This is a genomic window from Reichenbachiella ulvae, from assembly GCF_025833875.1.
GTDB classification, from domain to species: Bacteria; Bacteroidota; Bacteroidia; order Cytophagales; family Cyclobacteriaceae; genus Reichenbachiella; species Reichenbachiella ulvae.
Window position 1 is genome coordinate 4,270,574 of record NZ_JAOYOD010000001.1, and the last position, 19,166, is coordinate 4,289,739.

Below are 19,166 nucleotides of genomic sequence, written 5' to 3' on the forward strand. Positions count from 1 at the left end.
TAATCTCAACTTAATGATCAATCACAAGAAATTGGGTAATTGGCCATTTCATCCAAAGAAATGGCCATTTTTTTATGGCTGGATGATAATCATCAGTGGTACCATAGGGATCTCAATGAGTATCCCAGGCCAGACGATGGGTGTGTCGACCTTTACGGATAGTTTGATAGAGGTCATGAGCATGTCTCGTTCTCAGCTCAGCTTTGCCTATATGTGTGGTACGATCCTCAGTGCTTCGATGCTCACCTGGGTGGGTAAGAAATATGACATACATGGCGCTCGTCCTGTTGCATTGATTGCGACTGTAGGTTTGGGAATGGTCCTAGTATATCTGAGTCAAGTCAATCATATTCAATCCTTTTTTGGAGCGGATGGCAATAGTGTAATGCTGAATTTTGTCATCATGTGTTTCGGCTTCTTTGCTTTACGTTTTTCTGGTCAGGGTGCCCTCACTTTGGTCTCTAGAAATATGATGATGAAGTGGTTCGAAAAGCGACGTGGGTTCGCCATGGGTTTTAGCAATGTGGTCACATCGCTGACCTTTGCTTCTGCCCCAGTGTTTTTTGAGCACTTGATTCAGCGATTCGACTGGAATGGTGCCTGGTTGGTTTTGGCGGTAATCACCGGCCTGGGTTTTCCTCTTTACATTATCTTTTTCTTCCGAGATGATCCTGAAAATAGTGGATTGAAACCAGATGGTGGATTTGTGGAAAGTAAAAAACGAGCCAAAAAGAATCTGTTCCCAGTGGTCAAGGATTTTACTTTGACAGAGGCGCAAAAGACGGTAGGTTTTTGGGTCTTTTCGATGATGCTTGCCATGCAAGCCTTGTATTGGACTGGGGTTACATTTAACATCGTTTCTTTGTTTGAGCATTCGGGTTATGATCGCGAAACTGCAGTTTCCATCTTTTTGCCGTCCTCTATGATAGCTATAGCGGTCACGCTATCTGTCAGTAGTTTGAGTGATCATATCAAGCTGAAGAACCTACTTTATGTCATGGGGGGTAGCGCCTGTCTGGCCTTGTTAGGTTTTATTTATCTCGAGCCCCTGGATCGATTGTTTCAGCTAGTGATTTTTGGATATGAAATGAGGCTCGGACTTCATAGTATCATATTAGGCAATGGTGTGATGATGGGCTTGTATAGTGTGATTCTGTCGGTCACCTGGCCGAGGTTTTTTGGTCGATCTCATTTAGGAGAAATATCAGGTCGAGCGATCACTTTTGTAGTGGTGGGTAGTGCAGTAGGTCCCATATTGTTCAGTGAGTCATTGGCCTATTTCGATTCTTATGAGGGAGCCGAGTGGATCTGTCTGGTGTTGTTTGCCGGACTCACGATCGCTTCTATCTGGGCCAACAATCCACAGGAAAAATTGAGAGTTGAATAATTGATAGTGAAGTCTTTGGGGGTAAGTTCGTTCAGGATTGTCTCACTAGCAGAACGACCTATCCTAAAGTAGCATTTTACATTCAAGACCCTAAAACGTAATGAAATCGAAAATTGTAGCAGCGCTATTGGCCTGCATCGTATTGACTTCATTTGATGGTGGTAGTAAACTATCAGTCACAGAAAAGGTTAAGGAGGTTTTTAAATCCACCCAGGAAATCCGCAGCATGTCCTACGAGTTTGTAAGACACGAACGCATCAATGGCAAAATGTATGAGAACACTGCATTCATCAAAATGCAGAAGAAGCCCATCAAAATCTACTATCGTGAGCTATCGCCAAACAATGGCCTGGAGGTGCTATATCCTCACCCGGATGATTATCTGAAAGCTTTGGTGAATCCCAATGGCTTTCCATATATGAATCTTAAATTGGACCCTAAGGGAGAGATGATGCGAAGAAACCAGCACTACACCCTGCTGGATGCAGGCTATGATGGGGTGATCTCTGTAGTAGAGCATCTGTTCTATAAGTACAAAAACAATATCAATGAATTGGTGGATTATAAGGGTTTGGCTCTGGTAGATGGAAGAACTTGCGACCTGATCGTTATGAACAATCCTTCGTTCAAGTATGTCAACTATGCCGTATCAGGAGGAGAGACCGTGGCTAGTATTGCCAAGAAATATCGCCTGAGCGAATACATGATCAGAGAAAAGAACAAGGAGCTTTATCTCGATGACTTGAAAAGTGGAGACATTTTAAGACTACCCACAGACTATTCGGCCAGAATGGCCCTGTACATCGATGTGGATAGAAGGATTCCTTTGAAAATCGAAATTTATGATGAAGCGGGCCTTTTCGAGAAATACGAATTCAAGAAGGTGAAGCTGAACCCTGAGTTTTCTGATCAGGAATTTTTGGACACTTACAGCGGTTATAACTTCAACTGATCAATCAGTTGAAAATGCTGTAATTGGAGATTTGGCTTACAAAATCCATAAGTACCGTAGGTCTCATGATGATGGTAAATACAATCCCAAAAAGTGCTCCGATCAGGTGAGCGTTGTGATTGACATTGTCAGACATGTCTTTGCCTTTCATATAGGAGTATATGACATAGCCAGTCCCCAAAATAAAGCCCGGAATACATACAAATCCATAAAGACAAATGGGGCTGGTAGGAAAGAAAAGTATACTACAGAAAACCATAGCAGCCACTCCACCTGATGCGCCTAAAGAGTTGTAATGCACATTGTGTCGGTGTTTGAAAAGTGACGGTAGTTCAGAAATCACAATTGCCATTAAATAAAAAACTATGAAGTACACGCTTCCGACAGGTCCTTTAATCGCAATAAAAACTCGCTCTACCAGTTCACCAAAGAAGTAGAAAGTAAACATGTTGAAACCCAGGTGTACCCAATTGGAATGCACAAATCCAGAGCTGATCAACCGGAACCACTGCCCCTGATCTGCTACATGCACAGGATTGAACATGAGCTTGTATTTTAGGTTTGGATTTTGAAAGGCAGCGTAACTAATGACTACCGTAATGATGATCAATACCAGAGTTAATGACATGTATAGTTGTTGTTTGTTTTAATGTTGGATTTTAAGAATCAATGATCTCTTTCTATCAACGCCTGTGTGAAAGCTTTGAGCGGAGCTAAATTCAAGCCCTTTTGATCCAGCCCGTACAATTGTTGGAATCCTAAATCGAAGTAGTGATTCATTTTTTGTTCGGCGATGGTTTGAATGTCCAGTTTGGCATAGATCTCCTTTACTGCAGCTACTTTTTCTTTCGGGTCAAAATCGTCTTTAGCCAACCATGTGTTGAGTTCTTCAAAAGTGGCTCCATCCGCCTTTTCTATAGCCTTTAGGAGCAAGAAAGTCTTTTTATTGGCAATGATGTCACCGCCTACTTGCTTACCAAATTTTGCCGCATCTCCATACACATCCAGAATGTCATCTTTCAATTGAAATCCAATCCCGATATTGACACCAAATTCGCGAAGGTGTTTGGCTTCTTTCTGAGTCATGCCTGATAGCAAGCCACCCAACTCAAGTGAAAAGCCGAGCAATACGGCCGTCTTCAGCTTGATCATATTGATGTATTCCTCCTCGCTGACGGTAGGCAGGTCTTCGAAATTCATGTCTAACTGCTGCCCTTCACACACTTCTATCGCACAGCGATTGAATAGGCGGAGGATATAGCGGATGTCTTCGTACTCTGCCTCTAGCAGTAGATCATAAGCCATGATCATCAGTGCATCCCCAGATAGGATCGCGATGTCCTTGTTCCATTTTTTGTAGACTGTCTCTTTACCCCTGCGCAAGGGAGCCTCATCCATGATGTCGTCATGGATCAGGGTAAAGTTGTGGAACAGCTCGATGGACAAAGCTGGAGTGATGATTTTTTCCCAATCTTTCTTTTTGATTAGATAAGCCATGATGGCCAAAATGGGTCTCATTCTTTTGCCACCTAGTTCTAAGGTATAGGCCAATGGCTCATATAATTCTTTGGGCTGCCTATCAAAATTGATTTGTCCAATGGCCTCATTCAGTCGGGCCTGAAAAGCTTTTATATCTTCAGTCATCTCTGTATTCTACTACATGGTGATTCGGATCAGGAAAAGTCAAAAGCATCTTGTTTCATGCTTTTTTCTGCTTGATCGTCTACGAATTCCAGATCAATGGTGCGTCGATCTATATCGGTGTCTACTACGACTACCGTCACTTGATCCCCCAAAGTAAATACTCTTTTATTGCGTTTGCCAATCATGCAATAGTTCTTTTCGTCGAACTCGTAGAAGTCGTCCGTCATCGATGAGGCACGAACCATACCTTCGCATTTGGTCTCTGTGATCTCCACAAAAATGCCAAACTCGGTGACACCCGAGATGACCCCAGCAAAAGCCTTGTCCTCCACGGATTGCATGAATTCTACTTGTTTGAACTTAATCGAAGCTCTTTCTGCATCAGCCGCTCGTTTTTCCCTTTCTGACGAATGTCTACACAATTCTGTATATTCATCTACTTTCGGAGATTTTTTCTTGAGCAGATAGTGTTGGAGCAGTCGATGTACCATCACATCCGGATATCTCCGAATCGGCGAGGTAAAATGCGTGTAATGGTCAAAAGCCAATCCGAAATGCCCTTTGGGATCGGTGATGTAGACTGCTTTTGACATGGATCTGATGGCCAGAGATTCCAGTACGTTTTGCTCTGGTTTGCCCTGGATTTCGTCCATTAGCTTGTTGAGGGCTCCTGAAACATCCGAGTTGATGCCGAGTACCCTGTGACCGAATTTCACTGCGAACTTGGTAAAGCTCTCCAGTTTCTCAGGGTTAGGATTGTCGTGGGTTCTGTAGACAAAGGTGTCTTTACCTCCATTCAGTTTAAAGACATATTCTGCGACATGCTTGTTGGCCAGCAGCATGAACTCTTCCACCAGCTTATGTGCGTCTTTTCTCACTTTTGGAATGATCCCTAGAGGCTTGCCATTTTCGTCCAGCTTAAATTTGACTTCAGTAGTCTCAAAGTTGATCGCGCCATTTTGGAAACGTCGCTTTTTCAGTTTTTTCGCCAGGCCATTGAGGAAATTGATTTCTTCCTGAAAATCTCCTTCACCTGATTCAATTCTTTCTTGCGCCTCTTCATAAGTAAACCTTCGGTCCGAATAGGTCACTGTACGACCAAACCATTGTTTTTTGATATTGGCGTTTTCGTCCATTTCAAAAACTGCCGAGAAGGTCAGTTTTTCTTCATGGGGTCTAAGCGAACAGACACCATTGGATAGTTTTTCGGGAAGCATAGGGATGGTTCGATCCACCAGATAAACGGAGGTGGCTCGATTGATGGCTTCCTGATCGAGAATGCTATCTGGCTCCACATAGTGCGAAACATCGGCAATATGAATCCCGATTTCATAGTTACCATTTTTCAGTGGCTGAACCGATATCGCATCATCAAAATCCTTTGCATCCTCCGGGTCGATGGTGAAGGTTGTGATCTCACGCATGTCCCGACGTTTCTTGATTTCGTCTTTGGTGATTTCTGTTGGGATGGCTTCTGCTGCTTTTTCCACATGCTTGGGAAACTCGAAAGGGAGATCAAATTCGGCCATGATCGAATGAATCTCCGCCTCATTTTCGCCCGCTTGTCCGAGGACTTTTGTGACTTGTCCTACAGGGTTTTTGGCTTTGCCACCGTGCCATTCTTTGATTTTAACCAGTACTTTATCGTTGGTTTTGGCTTCTCCCTTTTTTTCTGGATAGACGAAAATGTCTACATGGATTTTCTTATTGTCAGGTACTACGAAAGAATATTTAGGTAGCACCTCGATTTTTCCGACAAACTCGTTTCTTGCCCTTTCGACAATGCGAACGACTCGTCCTTCTGGCTTGGAACCGTGTCTAGCTCCGCGTTTTAGTTTGACTTCTACCTTGTCTCCATCGATGGCATTTTGCAGGTCATCGGTTTTGACAAAAATATCTTGCTCATCCTCTGCGCCCTCTATGATCACATAGGCAAAGCGTTTGTTTACATGATCGACTTTCCCGATCAAGGCGTCTTTGTTTGACGACTCGGTCGAGTCAGCAGTCACAAAATGACCATTGCGGAGCTGCTTGAGGTAGCCCTCATGCTCTAGCTCGAACAAAAAGGACATGCACTCTTTTTTTCCGTGTTTATCTCTAATCCCGGTTTGGGCGAATATTTTTTTAACAGAAAAGCTAACTCCTTCATTGTTTTCGAAGAGTTCTTTTACGCTTTGTCTGATGGAAAGTAAACTTGGGGTTTTTCCAGATTTGGAAGATTTTCTTTTTTTATTTTTAGCCATATGGGCTGTTGTATCTAAATTCATTGTAAATCTAATCAGTTGGTTATAGAATGTTTAATTAATTAATGGAATGTCTGTTTAAATGATTGTTTCTATTTTTGAGTTAAACGACCTGTTATGACCAAGTCTCTTATTCTCACATTATTGTTTGCAGTTCTTTTGAGTCAACCACTTTTGGCTCAGTTCAATGAGAACTATCGAGAACCAAAAGATCCCATGAAAGAGCACACCTTGCGAAAGGTGGCACAATACAGCAAACTAAAGAGGACGGGATTTACTTTGCTAGGAGGAGGCATTTTGGCCACCACCGTAGGTGTCGCATTAATTGCCGGTTCTGATTGGCAGAAAGACATCAATGGAACCTGGTATACAGAAGACGATGAGGCAGTTTGGGGTACGCTGGGGGTTTTATATGTTGGAATACCCTTGATTGCTGGCGGTACTACCCTTTCCATTATCGGGTCTGTGAAGGAGAAGAAGTATTTGCAGAGACTCGATAACCTCAATGCCTATTACATGAACCATAACGGCGCTCACGGAATAAGGTTGGTTTATAATTTTTAGTCAAGCAAAGTTATATTTTCTTTTTCGATTAATCCTAATCCCTTCATTTTCATATACACTTGCACCGTAGCTACTACGTCTTGATTGCAGTATTGTGCGATTCTTTCCAGATCATTTTCCTCGTAGTAGACACGGTTCACGTCACTTCCATTGATGTCGCTTTTGGGTGATGGGATGTCAAAAACCTTGGTCAAGAGGTCCAGAGAGGTGAAACTTTTCCAATCTCCAAATCGCCACATTTGTAATGTATCGAGATGTTGGATTTCCCAGGGCTTTTTGCCTGACAGGTCCAGATAATCTGGCAGCTTGATGCCATTTATCAGCATTCTCCTAGAGAGATAAGGAAAGTCAAATTCTTTGCCATTGTGGGCACAGAGCTGGATTTTGCTTCCATCTTTTTTCTCAAACAACTCGATGAATGAGTTCAATAACTCTTCCTCATTGTCAGAATAAAGAGCCTTAACACGAAGGTTCGGTTGTTCATCCTCGTCATAGTAAAGAATGCCTACCGAGATGCAGATGATCCTTCCGAATTCAGCATAGATACCCGCTCGATCAAAGTAGAATTCTTCAGGGTCGTATTCTTCCCCTCGGTTCAGGATGTCAGCTTTTTTGATCCAAAGTTCCTGGAATCGATCGTCGAGATTGCCAAAAGAATCGGATTCTGAAACCGTTTCGATATCGAGAAAAATGAGGTTTTGATGGTTGGCTATTTTTTTCATGCTTATTGATTTTGTGATTTTTTCTTCCAGTAGCGTACCAATCCAGCTACACTCATCCATGAGGGATTGGCTGCTTCGTACTGGTCAATTTCTATTTTGGTGAGACCTGCAGCTTTTAGTTGGTTCATGGTGAAAGTCTGGAACAATGGAACAATGGCTTCATTGCTTAATCCTTCCTTCCAATTGTCATAGACAAAGTCAGACCAGCTTTTTAGCATTTTTTCAAGTTCGTTTAGATGTTCATCGATGGCCTCCACTTTATCATAATGTGTCAGGTAGAAGCGTTTGGCACCTGTGTCTCTTAGTATCTTGATAGACTCTAGCCAATCTTCAATGTTAATGTCAGGTGGTGGACAGGGAGGCTGAACAGGACCATTTCCGATTTTGACTCCAGCGACATCACCCGTGAAGATACTGTCTTCTATTCCAGCCTGTCCGGAAAGCAACTGCCACGCAATGTGGTGTTTGGCGTGTCCAGGAGTATGTAGGCTTTTGATTTTTACCCCACCAATCGTCAAGACTTCCTCGTGTCCAACTTCTACGATTTGATCCTTTGGAATAGGGTTCATCTGACCCCATAGGCTATCCATTTGGTCTTGATAGATTTGTTTGGCAGAGGCCATTAACTTACCAGGTTCCGCTATATGTCCAGCTCCAAAGGGATGGACATAAATATTCGCGCCTTGTTCAGCAAACGCCCAGGCCGCCCCCGCATGATCGAGATGAATATGAGTCAAAAGAACATGCTTTATTTCTGAAGCATTATAGCCCTGGTTTTCGATGGCTTCCCTTAGTACTCTGAAGGTGGAGTGTGGGCCAGTTTCAATCAAAATAGGGCCTTCTTCACTGGGGATAAGGTACGAGGCGATGGCATGTTCAAGTCCTTTGAATTTTAAATCTATGATCTGAATGTTGTTCATTTTTGTCATGTCTGGTTGTCAATTTAAGGATTGTAGTTAGCTGATTAAATCTAAATAGGCATTTTTTTCACTTTTCAGAAAACAGCTTTGTGTCTTTTTTAGTAAATTATCCTAACCTAAATGATATGAGATGGCTAAAGTTAAATTCATGAATCTTTCTTTAGAAGAAAAAATTCAGCACTTATATGAGAACGCCAATTTTGTGGCTGACATTCGATACTATCAATATAAGATTAATTTGTTTCTCTTAAATGGCAATTACTTTGAGGTCTTCATCAACCACAAGGATGTGCAGATCACCAAGATCGTGCCTTTGGATTATGGCTCCAGTCGATTGAGGTTTTATCTGGATCAGATCAAATTGCCGAAGTGGCGTTAAGCAGGAATCCCCAGTCGATGAGCCAATGACTTGATGGATTCTTCTTCTTCATCAGATATACCGCCTGCTATATTGGCAAAAAGGTACATGGTTTCTAAAACAAACTCTTGATCGATGGGTTTATCCTTCAGGCTGTTTTCTAGTGCATTCAGGAATTTTTTTCTCCATTTTTCCACGTTGTCTATCAGATAACGAATTTCCGTTCTGAATGATAAAGCAATCATGTCACGGTCATCATTGGGTGATTTGACAAACTCTGCAGCCAAGCCTCGTGTTGCCATTACGATTCCGTCCCACTCCTCTTTGTCCAGTACGCCATCACTCATGCAAACCAGTATGGCAGGATACAGTTTGGTCAAATAAACAAACTGATCCTCAGGAATCAGAATCCTACGGTAGTGTGTGTATTCTTTGTACAGTTGCTGGATCTGCTTGTCCATTTAGGTTATGGCTTGTAAGTCTGAACCTTTCCTTTCAGAGGTTGGTGGATTTATTCAATAGTTTATGAGTCGGTCGATGTTAAATTAATCAAAATCAATATCATAGCAGTTGTTTTCCTCCTAATTTGAAGCATACGCCAGACTATCTCCCGGGGCATTCATCTGCAGATATCGATCATAGCGATAAAAAATGTCTTGCACGTATTCTACTGGTTCTGTCCCACGGCAATACCCAAAGGATACGATCGGATCTTCAAAATATTTCTTCTTAGACTTTAATTTTAAATACTTCGCCACATTATCATCCCAGACCAAAGTGTCACCACCATATTTTTTCGTCAGTTTTACCGCGTCTCTCACGTGCCCATCCCCTACATTATATGACCCAAGTATAAATTTTATTTGTTCGACTGAATCTGGAATGTGTTCCCATTTTTTCTCTAACCACACGAGATGTTCTGTTCCTGCCTTTAAGTTTTGTCGTGGGTCGTATAGATTAGACGCCCCATATTCTTCACCTGTTCGAGGCATCACTTGCATCAATCCTCGGGCTCCAATCCATGAGGTAGCTTTGGGGTCGAAGCGTGATTCTTTCGAAATTTGGGCAGCCAACAATCGCCAATCCCAATTAAGCTTCTCAGCATAGTGTTTGATCAGGCTGTCATAGGGAGAGAGTGTTTCACCATCAATGGTATAGTATGCGCTGCTGATGATGGCTTTGCTCTTGCGATAATTGCGAAAGTACTTGTCGTAGAGTGCATAGTATTCATTCGTCTTTTTCATTTTAGAAAGCCAATTGTTAGCAGCTTCTAGGAGCTTGGGAGAGTTTTTTCTAAGTCCCCAACCGATTTCTTGTGGAAAACTGACGGCCGTTTCCACATCCAATATTGGATGGTAGCGGGCGTTGACCTGCGCGATGTCTTCGTCGGCAACCGTGTATTCGATGCTTCCGTCGGCCACCATTTCTATTATCGATTCTGTTTCTACATCTTCAGCTTCAATTTCTAATTTTATTTCTCCACCTATCTCATTAGACAGACTTTTAAGTCGAGGTATGTAGGAAGAATTCGGTCTTACATGAATGGTTTTCCCTTTTAGCTCTACCGGGTTCCTAATCAGCTCCCTTTCTATTTCGTGGAGTTTCATTTGTCTCCAGTTTTCTGGTTTACGCTGGACGAGCATCTGACGTACGAGATGAAGGGGTTCAGAGAAAGCGATTTGTTTTTTTCTATCAGAGGTGATCGTCAGGTTTCGGGCGATGATATCTCCCTCCCCATTTTGGAGTTTGCTGAAGCTCTCTGCAATATCCCGTGTCACATTGATTTTAAGTTCTACTCCTATTTCTTTGGCAAAAAGGGACATGAGTTCGTATTCATAGCCCATGGGTTCGCCGCGATACAAAAACATGCCACTTGGGCTGTTTTCTACGATGGCAACCAGATACCCTCTTTTTTTGATCTCGTCAAGGTCAAAGGCCATTCCTTCTTCATCTTCATCAACGGATTGAATTTCTAAATCATTGGTTTGATTAGAGGGGCTCTGACAGCTAAACCAAAATACGGGTAATAAAAACAGAAGTCTGAAAATGCTGCAGTTCATAGATCAGTACTAGAGTTGAAAATTGAGTTATACTTAGCTCAAGCCTCTAAAGGTACTGATTTATAAATGATTTGATAAATTCTAAGCTTTCCTTTTTATTTTCCATGAAGCCATTGTGTCCGGCTCCTTTCAAAACAATGGAATCTCCATTGTTGATCTTTTCGATCATCTGCAGCGATACGTCTAATCTGACGGCTAGGTCTTTCTCTCCAGCAATGATGAAAACCGGCTTTTCAAAGTTGTTCAGGACATGTTCGCGATCAGGCCTGTTTTTCATAGCCATGGCATATCCAGTCACACCAGCGGCAGGGGTTTTTATGGCTCTTTGCTTGAGTTCATCTATTTCTTCTTTGAGGCATTTTCTGTTTTCTGAAGCAAAAAGGCCAGCTATGAAAGTCTCCATGAAACTTTCTACTCCATATTCTTCGACATAGCTTTTTACTTTGTCTCGGACCTTTTTCTTTTCTTCATCATCCGCATAGATGCTGGATGAAAACAGCCCAAAACCAGTTAAGCTGTCCGGAAACAATTCGGCCAGTGCAAGGGCAACATAGCCTCCAAGTGAGTGTCCAATAACGAAGTACTCTTCAATTCCTTCGATATCTAATTGCTCATGAATCGCACGAGCCACGTCCTCTATGCTAAAGTCCCCAGCTAAAATTTCTGACTGACCGTGTCCGGGTAGGTCAATTAAGACAACTTGATGGTTTTTAGATAGTTCATTAGCAAATTCTGTCCAGATTTCAAGTGATTCACAATATCCATGGAGGAAAACAATTGTTTTTCCTGATCCTGAGATTTTGAGATTCATAAGTTATACAGATACAGGTTCTAAGATTTTTTTGGCACTTTGGTATAGCCCTTCTGGGTCGAAACCACATTCTCTCTGCAATTCCAGTTGAGAACCGTGCTCGATGATTTCGTCAGGAATACCTAAGCGAACCACCTTGGAGTGATAGCCGTGATCAGCCATGAACTCCAATAATGCAGAACCAAATCCACCTTGCAGCGAGCCGTCTTCAACCGTAATTACGTATTTGTGATTTTTGAATACCTCGTGTAGCAGCTCCTCGTCGAGAGGCTTAACAAAACGCATGTCATAGTGAGCTGCAGAGATGTTTTCAGACGCTAGTCTTTCACATGCCTCAATTGCATAGTTGCCCACATGACCCAAAGTTAAATAGGCCAAATCATCACCGTCTTTGATTTTTCGACCTTTGCCTATTTCGATTTTTTCGAAAGGAGTTTTCCATTCAGGCATCACACCATTACCTCGTGGGTAGCGAATCGAAAATGGTCTGGCATTCTCAGGCAGCTGCGCAGTGTACATGAGGTCTCGCAGTTCCTTTTCGTTCATTGGGGCCGAAACCACCATATTTGGGATGCAACGGAAGTATGCGATATCGTAGCAGCCATGATGCGTAGGCCCGTCCGCTCCTGCAAAACCGGCTCGATCCAGACAGAAAACCACATGGAGATTTTGAATAGCTACATCGTGGATTACCTGGTCGTATGCACGCTGCATGAAGGTCGAGTAGATATTGCAGAATGGCACTAGTCCCTGGGTCGCTAGTCCTGCAGAGAAAGTCACTGCGTGCTGCTCAGCTATCCCAACATCAAAAGATCTATCTGGCATGGCCTTCATCATGATGTTCAGCGAAGAGCCAGATGGCATAGCTGGGGTTACTCCCATGATTTTGTCATTCTGCTCCGCCAGCTCCACGATCGTATGTCCAAAGACCTCTTGATATTTTGGAGGCTGTGGAGTTTCATATACTTTTTTGAAGATCTCTCCGGTCATTTTATCAAATGTCCCTGGAGCATGCCATTTGGTTTGGTCTTTTTCGGCAAGCGAATAGCCCTTTCCTTTTTTCGTGAGTACATGAAGGATTTTTGGTCCTTTGATTTTTTTCAGGTCATTCAATACGCTAACCATATGGTTGACGTCATGACCATCGATAGGTCCGAAATATCTTAAATTGAGTGATTCGAAAAGATTACTTTGTTTCAGCAGGAAGGACTTGACACTGCTTTCGAAATTAGCGGCAATTTCTTGAGCATTAGGTCCGAACTTGCTGATTTTACCCAAAACCTTCCAGGCCTCATCTCTTAGCTTGTTGTAGGTATGAGAGGTAGTAATGTCCGTCAAATAATCTCTCAACGCCCCTACATTTGGATCAATAGACATGCAATTGTCGTTGAGGATGATCAGGAGATTGGAATTAGAAACCCCTGCATGGTTCATGGCCTCAAAAGCCATTCCACCTGTCATAGCGCCATCACCGATTACCGCGATGTGGTGTTTGTCCTCTTCTTTTTTGTAGTATGAAGCTTCTGCCATCCCCAATGCAGCAGAGATAGAGGTAGACGAGTGTCCTACTCCAAATGCATCATATTCACTTTCTTTTCTTTTTGGGAATCCCGAGATACCTCCATACACTCGGTTGGTATGAAAGTTTTCTCTGCGGCCGGTAAGGATTTTGTGTCCATAAGCCTGATGCCCCACGTCCCAGATCAGTTGATCCACTGGTGTGTTAAAGACATGATGCAAAGCTACAGTTAACTCCACCACTCCCAAACTAGCACCGAAATGCCCGCCATAGACCGAGACGATATCAATGATGTACTGTCTCAGCTCTTTGGACAACTGTACCAACTGGACAGCATCTAATTCTTTCATGTCATCGGGTGATTGAATACCCGCTAACAGTTTACCCGGCTCTATTTGCATGACGATAAATGTAAGGTTATCTAATTAAAGCTCCAAAATTGGGCTTGTTTTTGAGGGTTTTGGTTTTGGGACAGCAAAAATAAACAGAATAACTTATTTAATTTACGCTCTCAACTTTTCACACATGACATACAAGCATTTACTTTTTGTTTTATCGATATTTTGTTCGCTCAATTCTTTTGCACAGACAGATTCTTTGACCCTTAATGATTCGGTCAGTTTGGATATCATGATTGGTCAGATGATTATGACGGGCATCGGAGACCAAAGTTATATGCGTGAGGATGATTTGATCTTGAAAGAGATCAGAGAGGGAAAAGTAGGGGGTGTCATCTACTTCGAGAAAAATGTAAACCGGAATAGCCCTGCCGATCAGCTAAAAAGAGGAATCAGTATGCTAAAGGCACAAGCTGAAATTCCTTTGTTTGTAAGTATCGATGAAGAAGGGGGCTTAGTGAATCGCCTCAAACCAAAATATGGCTTCCCAGAAACCAAAAAGGCTGGGTATCTGGGAGAGATAGACAATTTGGATTCAACGGCTTTTTATGCTGAAAGGACAGCATCTACGTTAAATGATCTAGGATTTAATCTCAACTACGCACCAGATGTAGATGTGGCTGTTTACAAAGAAAATCCGGTGATTGCCAAGTTGGGAAGAAGCTACTCAGATGATCCCCTGGTAGTGGCTAAGCACGCATCTCAAGTAGTGAAAACGCATCGAGAGTATCAGATTTTGACAGTATTGAAGCACTTTCCCGGGCATGGGAGTTCACATGCAGATTCGCATCTGGGAGTTGCGGATGTTACCAACTACTGGGAGTTTGGTGAACTGATGCCCTATCGTGCGATGATGGATTCTGGAATGGTCGATGCGATCATGAGTGCGCACATAGTGAACAAACACCTGGACCCTGACGGACTCCCGGCTACATTGTCGCCCGTGGTGATCGATCAGGTACTCAGAAAATTTTTGAAATACGATGGCGTGGTTTTCTCTGACGACATGCAAATGCATGCCATTTCAAAGAACTTTGGGTTTGAAGAATCCATCAGACTAGCCATTCAGGCAGGGGTGGATGTGATCATGTTTGCTGGCAATGTGCCAGACAACCAAAAGAAAACGGCGACCGATGTGCATACGGCTATAAAGAATCTGGTCGATACGGGTGTAATAAGTGCGCAAAGAATCAAAGAATCCTATGATCGGATCATGAGACTAAAGGCCAATTTATAATAACTTTACCCATCTTTTAACCAACTCGGAACAAATGAAAAATATCAAAAACGTACTTTTCGCTATTGCTTTAATAACTCTCTTCAACTCATGTGGTAATGATGACGATGCGAGTCGGGCACAAATAGGCAATTATATCGCTTTAGAGGACGGTGTGATTAGATCACAGTGCTCGATTGAGGATAATAATGGCGTAATCAATTGTCCCAGAACGAGTTCTACTACTTCATGTGTGACCCTAAATCTCAGAACTGACGGATTTTACAGCCTGAGCGTGGCGGTTCTTAACTTAAGTTTTATTGAAGGAGGAACCTATGAAATTGATCCTGGTAAATTGAAACTTTGTCCTGCAAATCAGGACTGCTATACGATTCCTGTGATCGATTCGAGTTTTGATGCTATGACCATTGAGCTGACTAATGAGCAATTCCCTAACGAGCAGGGCTGTGATATAGAGATAGGCATGGAAAAATTATAATTCCTGGCCCTTCGATTTCATTTTCACAAACTCTGAATAGCGTCTGCTAATCGCAATAATAAAACCAATAACCATGATCAGGGTGCCAATCCAAAGTACATTGATCATGGGTTTTTCTACCGCCTCTAATATCACCCAATCTTTTTGTGTTTCATTTACACCAAGAGTGAACGAGTTGCTTCTTGGGTCTATTTGAATAAGAGTCATCTTCACTCCTAAATCTTCTACCACATCTGCAAGAAGGCCTGCCTGATTGTTTTGGATGATATAATAAGGCTCAGCTATATAGTCTCGATCACTTCCCTGAATTCGTATGGTAGCTTTCACAGCCACGTCATTTTCTCCTAGATTTACACCATTGATATCTAATACGCGCTCCACATTTTCCAGGCGAGCCACAAAGTCATTGACAAAAAAATCAGCATTCAGCTGAGTGGTGATTTCTTCCATTTCGCTCCATTGCGTTTCTTGATCAGGATCGGGGAAAGTTCTCACATGAGTATAAAGATCAAACCCGGCCTTCCTCTTAATATCAGGAGAGAAAACCGTCATATTCATTTTTTCATTGATCTGGACCGTTGGATAGAGATTGAAGCTTTGGTCTCCTTTCTGATAGGCAATTTCAAAATAGCTCGTTTCTGGAGTTACCAGAGTTAGCGTATCGCCCCTTTGATAGAGTGTTTTACTTTCTTTGGTGATATCTATAATTGCTACAGCTTCCGTTTCACTGATCTGTCGTAAGTCATGGATGTTGATATAACCGTCATATCCTTCCACACGTTTTCGGGTTCCTTTGTAGTTCAGAGAATACTCTCCCATTTGACGATTTTCATTTTGGAAGAGCAAAAGATTCTTCTGGTTCACCTCATCCGGAAACTCTTTGCTCCAAACTAGTCCTGTTTTGTTTAGGGAAACAATTTTGGAATAGCCGGATGAAAATAGAATTCCAAGCAGCATCATGGCGATTCCAATATGGGCGATGGCTCCTCCAGATAGGTTAATATTCGTTTTCCATCTATCGAGCAAAATTTTTCCATTGGCGACAATAGAATAGATTCCAGTGGTTAGAATCAATATGTATGTGATATTTTGAACTTCCAGCCAGATAATAGCAGCACCAGTAAGTATAAGCGTGAGAACTAATGGAATCAGCAGAGCATCTTTCAACTTGCTCTTGTCCATTTTGTTCCACCAAAAGAATTGCCCTGTTCCGGATAATAAAGCGATCAATACACCGCCCCACATTTGGTATTGGGTATAGTATTCGACTTGATCTACAGGGGGAGCCATGTTGGATTCTATTCCTACTAGCTCCAAGATGGCATTCCAGACAGGGATCGAGGTGGGTATGATCACCTGAAATCCCATCAGGCAAAGTACGGTAGCTCCCATGAATATCCAGAATTCTCTGGAATAAGTCGACACCTCTTTTTCGTCGCTGGCTAGGTGTTTCCAGGACTTGATGATTAAAATGATTGTCCCTACTAAAAAGGCCAGTAAATAAATCAACAACTGACCTGATAACCCTAAATCAGTAAAAGAGTGCACAGAAGAGTCTCCTAAGATTCCGCTTCGAGTCAAAAATGTAGAATAGACAATCAAAAGGAACGCTGCAGTTGCCAGGATAATGGATAACTTCAAAGCTGTAGTACTTTTTTTGAAGGCAATCATGGTGTGTATGGCAGCAATTAAAACCAGCCAGGGAACATATACTGCATTTTCTACCGGGTCCCAATTCCAGTATCCACCAAAGTTTAGTGTTTCATAGGCCCAATATCCGCCCATTAGGATGCCAACACCCAATACCACTGCAGAAAACAAAGACCATGGCAAAGCAGGCCTGATCCATTCTTTGAATCTTCCTAACCATAGTCCGGCGATACAATAAGCGAAAGGGATCAGCGTAGTAGCAAAACCCAGGAATAAAGTAGGTGGGTGAATGACCATCCAGTAATTCTGGAGCAATGGGTTCAGTCCAGAGCCATCTTCAGGAACAAAATCAGGGTTGCTTTGGAAGATCGGGGCATCCATGGCATCTCTCAAAAGAATGAATGGAGAACTCCCGATTTTGATATTGAATAGGACCACTCCTAATATCATAGAAAGTAAGAAAGCTTGAACCACGGCAAAAATGGCCATGACAGGAGCTTCCCAATATTTGTTGGTTTTGATCAATACAAAACCTAACAGTACATCCCAGAAGATCCAAAGCAAGAATGAACCTTCTTGCCCCTCCCAAAAGGCAGAAACCTGATAATAAAATGGCAGAACTTTCGAACTATGACTGTAGGCATAGTGATATTCGAAATATCCCTGATTGATGATGATGTAAAGACAGGCGACTACTCCTATCGCTGCTACTCCGTGACCTATGAAGTTCCATCGAGCCAGTTTTTTCCAATATTCTTTGTCCTCAAGGTCCTGGCTGTTTACCGATTGAAAATATCCGTAAGCTGCTGCGAGCGCCGAAACAAAGGCCGTTATTATTAGAAAATGACCTAGTGTTCCTATGAAATAATGCATGTGTATATTGGGTTATACGTCAGAAACTTCAATTGTCTCTTCTTGATATTTAGAAGGACATTTCATCAGAATCTTTGATGCCAGAAAGTTTCCATTTTGGTAATTGCCTACTACTACTACTTGCTCAGAGCGGAGGAAATCCGTAGGCATTGGTTCGTTAAAGTAGACACGTTGTTCAATGTTGTTGTTATCGACTAGCAAAAAGGAAAACGCCAATTGGTTCGGAGCTGTTTCGATACCCATGATTTCGCCTTGAGGATTCTTTTTCAATTGCCCTACTACATGAATTTTCGTGTTGTCGCCTTCTTCTGCCATGGATTTGGCTTCAGCAAAGCCTACATAGGTACTGGCATCACCTGCCGTAGAAATGATCACCATGATGGCCACAGCGATAACTACGATTCCAAAAATATGCGATTTTTTCATGCTTTCTCCTTGCCTTGAGCTTCAATATCTTGTTCCAATCGACTCACCTTTTTATCCAAGCGGACGAGATAAAATACGAGTCCTGCAAAGATGGTGATAACCACTGCAACTACCACGTAGATTTTACCGCTTTGTCGCATGGTGTCTGCCATTTCGACACTTTCATTTTGGTAATCATCTTCGCTCAGTTGATATTTTTCTTCTTGAGCAAAAAGGCTGGTGCTGCATAGCAACAGGACGAGGAACAGAAGTTTTTTCATTTATAGATCCTTTAGGAGTCTTAATTCTTGAATTCTAATTTTGATGGAAGCCAGCCATACACCCAATAGTGTCCAACCGATGATCGCTGGATAAAATACCATTCTCAATTTGCTGTCTAGATCGTAATAGTTAAATCCTGGATTACCGCCACTTCCGGGATGCATCGAGTCGGTCAACCTTGGCAATATGAAGAGTAAAGGTATCATCGCGGAGAAGGCGAAGATGTTGTATACCGAAGAGATTCTACCTCTTTGCTGCGGGTCTTCGAATGAGTTTCTAAGGATGAAATAAGCGAAATAGATCAACAAGGCGATCGCAGATCCGTTTTGCTTTGGGTCTCCTGACCAGGGTTCTCCCCAGGTATAAGTGGCCCAAACCATACCCGTTATTATCCCCAATACGCCGAAAAGGCAGCCAGCTTTGGCATATGCTTCCGCTCTGATGTCATATTTTTCATTTTGAGTTGAAAGATAGAGAATGGCATAAATCAATGATCCCAGTAACAAAATCATCATCCCAAACCACATGGTTACATGGTAGTAAAGATTTCTGATGGTTTCGTTAAGAATGGCAAGGCGAGGCACTTCCATCAATAAGCCACCAATTAAGGCATAGGCGGTCAGTACCACTCCGAGAATTTTCCACCAAGATTTTTGAATCGAA

19 protein-coding genes are annotated in these 19,166 nt (G+C 42.4%); 6 read left to right on the forward strand and 13 right to left on the reverse strand.

Translation table 11 applies throughout. From position 1 onward, the window contains the following. Positions 1 to 13: 13 nt before the first annotated feature. Both N7U62_RS17340 and N7U62_RS17345 read left to right on the forward strand, forming a co-directional pair. Positions 14 to 1,387, forward strand: a complete 1,374-nt coding sequence (locus N7U62_RS17340; protein WP_264139318.1) for an MFS transporter — start codon at positions 14 to 16, stop codon at positions 1,385 to 1,387. A 100-nt stretch (positions 1,388 to 1,487) separates the two neighbouring features. Continuing rightward, the gene (locus N7U62_RS17345; RefSeq protein ID WP_264139319.1) at positions 1,488 to 2,339 is read left to right on the forward strand and encodes a DUF1571 domain-containing protein; all 852 of its coding nucleotides are present in this window, start codon (positions 1,488 to 1,490) and stop codon (positions 2,337 to 2,339) included. A gap of 4 nt (positions 2,340 to 2,343) precedes the next feature. Here N7U62_RS17345 and N7U62_RS17350 read toward each other — a convergent pair whose 3' ends face one another. From N7U62_RS17350 to rnr, 3 genes are read right to left on the reverse strand one after another with little or no spacing between them, the layout of a single operon-like run. Then, positions 2,344 to 2,967: a rhomboid family intramembrane serine protease gene (locus N7U62_RS17350; protein ID WP_264139320.1), complete on the reverse strand. Its 624-nt coding sequence runs from the start codon at positions 2,965 to 2,967 to the stop codon at positions 2,344 to 2,346. A 38-nt stretch (positions 2,968 to 3,005) separates the two neighbouring features. Continuing rightward, positions 3,006 to 3,983, reverse strand: a complete 978-nt coding sequence (locus N7U62_RS17355) for a polyprenyl synthetase family protein (RefSeq protein ID WP_264139321.1) — start codon at positions 3,981 to 3,983, stop codon at positions 3,006 to 3,008. A 29-nt stretch (positions 3,984 to 4,012) separates the two neighbouring features. Continuing rightward, entirely contained in the window at positions 4,013 to 6,250 is a 2,238-nt protein-coding gene (rnr, locus tag N7U62_RS17360) for a ribonuclease R (RefSeq protein WP_264139322.1), read from the reverse strand. Positions 6,251 to 6,343: 93 nt separating this feature from the next. Here rnr and N7U62_RS17365 point away from each other — a divergent pair, with 93 nt between their 5' ends. Next, positions 6,344 to 6,790, forward strand: coding sequence for a DUF2147 domain-containing protein (locus N7U62_RS17365; RefSeq protein WP_264139323.1), 447 nt, complete (start codon positions 6,344 to 6,346; stop codon positions 6,788 to 6,790). Here the strand turns inward: N7U62_RS17365 and N7U62_RS17370 are convergent. Together N7U62_RS17370 and N7U62_RS17375 are read right to left on the reverse strand one after the other, a co-directional pair. After that, complete coding sequence (locus tag N7U62_RS17370; RefSeq protein ID WP_264139324.1) at positions 6,787 to 7,512, reverse strand: 3'-5' exonuclease; 726 nt, start codon at positions 7,510 to 7,512, stop codon at positions 6,787 to 6,789. The genes N7U62_RS17365 and N7U62_RS17370 overlap by 4 nt on opposite strands. 2 nt (positions 7,513 to 7,514) lie before the next feature. Next, positions 7,515 to 8,432, reverse strand: a complete 918-nt coding sequence (locus N7U62_RS17375; protein ID WP_264139325.1) for an MBL fold metallo-hydrolase — start codon at positions 8,430 to 8,432, stop codon at positions 7,515 to 7,517. 130 nt (positions 8,433 to 8,562) lie between these two features. Here N7U62_RS17375 and N7U62_RS17380 point away from each other — a divergent pair, with 130 nt between their 5' ends. Continuing rightward, positions 8,563 to 8,811, forward strand: a complete 249-nt coding sequence (locus N7U62_RS17380; RefSeq protein WP_264139326.1) for a hypothetical protein — start codon at positions 8,563 to 8,565, stop codon at positions 8,809 to 8,811. On the opposite strand, the gene N7U62_RS17385 is transcribed toward N7U62_RS17380, so the two are convergent. The 4 genes from N7U62_RS17385 to dxs all read right to left on the reverse strand — a co-directional run bounded on the left by N7U62_RS17385 (position 8,808) and on the right by dxs (position 13,581). Beyond that, on the reverse strand, positions 8,808 to 9,251 hold the full coding sequence (locus N7U62_RS17385) for a tellurite resistance TerB family protein (RefSeq protein WP_264139327.1): 444 nt from the start codon (positions 9,249 to 9,251) through the stop codon (positions 8,808 to 8,810). The genes N7U62_RS17380 and N7U62_RS17385 overlap by 4 nt on opposite strands. A gap of 120 nt (positions 9,252 to 9,371) precedes the next feature. After that, positions 9,372 to 10,850, reverse strand: a complete 1,479-nt coding sequence (locus tag N7U62_RS17390) for an MltF family protein (protein WP_264139328.1) — start codon at positions 10,848 to 10,850, stop codon at positions 9,372 to 9,374. 46 nt (positions 10,851 to 10,896) lie between these two features. Continuing rightward, complete coding sequence (locus N7U62_RS17395) at positions 10,897 to 11,661, reverse strand: alpha/beta fold hydrolase (RefSeq protein WP_264139329.1); 765 nt, start codon at positions 11,659 to 11,661, stop codon at positions 10,897 to 10,899. A 3-nt stretch (positions 11,662 to 11,664) separates the two neighbouring features. Beyond that, on the reverse strand, positions 11,665 to 13,581 hold the full coding sequence (dxs, locus tag N7U62_RS17400; protein WP_264139330.1) for a 1-deoxy-D-xylulose-5-phosphate synthase: 1,917 nt from the start codon (positions 13,579 to 13,581) through the stop codon (positions 11,665 to 11,667). Between the two features lie 124 nt (positions 13,582 to 13,705). Here dxs and N7U62_RS17405 point away from each other — a divergent pair, with 124 nt between their 5' ends. Then, positions 13,706 to 14,815, forward strand: coding sequence for a glycoside hydrolase family 3 protein (locus N7U62_RS17405; RefSeq protein WP_264139331.1), 1,110 nt, complete (start codon positions 13,706 to 13,708; stop codon positions 14,813 to 14,815). A gap of 34 nt (positions 14,816 to 14,849) precedes the next feature. Beyond that, positions 14,850 to 15,293 (forward strand): hypothetical protein, encoded by a 444-nt coding sequence (locus tag N7U62_RS17410; RefSeq protein WP_264139332.1) that lies wholly within the window; start codon positions 14,850 to 14,852, stop codon positions 15,291 to 15,293. Here the strand turns inward: N7U62_RS17410 and ccsA (N7U62_RS17415) are convergent. Genes ccsA (N7U62_RS17415) through ccsA (N7U62_RS17430) form a run of 4 tightly spaced genes read right to left on the reverse strand, consistent with a single transcriptional unit; the run spans position 15,288 to position 19,162 of the window. Beyond that, a complete protein-coding gene (gene ccsA / locus N7U62_RS17415) occupies positions 15,288 to 17,816 on the reverse strand; it encodes a cytochrome c biogenesis protein CcsA (RefSeq protein WP_264139334.1) in 2,529 nt (842 codons plus the stop codon). The genes N7U62_RS17410 and ccsA (N7U62_RS17415) overlap by 6 nt on opposite strands. A 12-nt stretch (positions 17,817 to 17,828) precedes the next feature. After that, positions 17,829 to 18,242 carry a cytochrome c maturation protein CcmE domain-containing protein gene (locus N7U62_RS17420; protein ID WP_264139335.1) on the reverse strand — a complete coding sequence of 138 codons (414 nt, stop codon included), beginning with the start codon at positions 18,240 to 18,242 and terminating at the stop codon, positions 17,829 to 17,831. Beyond that, positions 18,239 to 18,502 carry a CcmD family protein gene (locus N7U62_RS17425; RefSeq protein WP_264139336.1) on the reverse strand — a complete coding sequence of 88 codons (264 nt, stop codon included), beginning with the start codon at positions 18,500 to 18,502 and terminating at the stop codon, positions 18,239 to 18,241. Before N7U62_RS17425 ends, N7U62_RS17420 begins: the two co-directional genes overlap by 4 nt. Further along, positions 18,503 to 19,162 carry a cytochrome c biogenesis protein CcsA gene (gene ccsA / locus N7U62_RS17430; RefSeq protein WP_404818039.1) on the reverse strand — a complete coding sequence of 220 codons (660 nt, stop codon included), beginning with the start codon at positions 19,160 to 19,162 and terminating at the stop codon, positions 18,503 to 18,505. Positions 19,163 to 19,166: the final 4 nt, after the last annotated feature.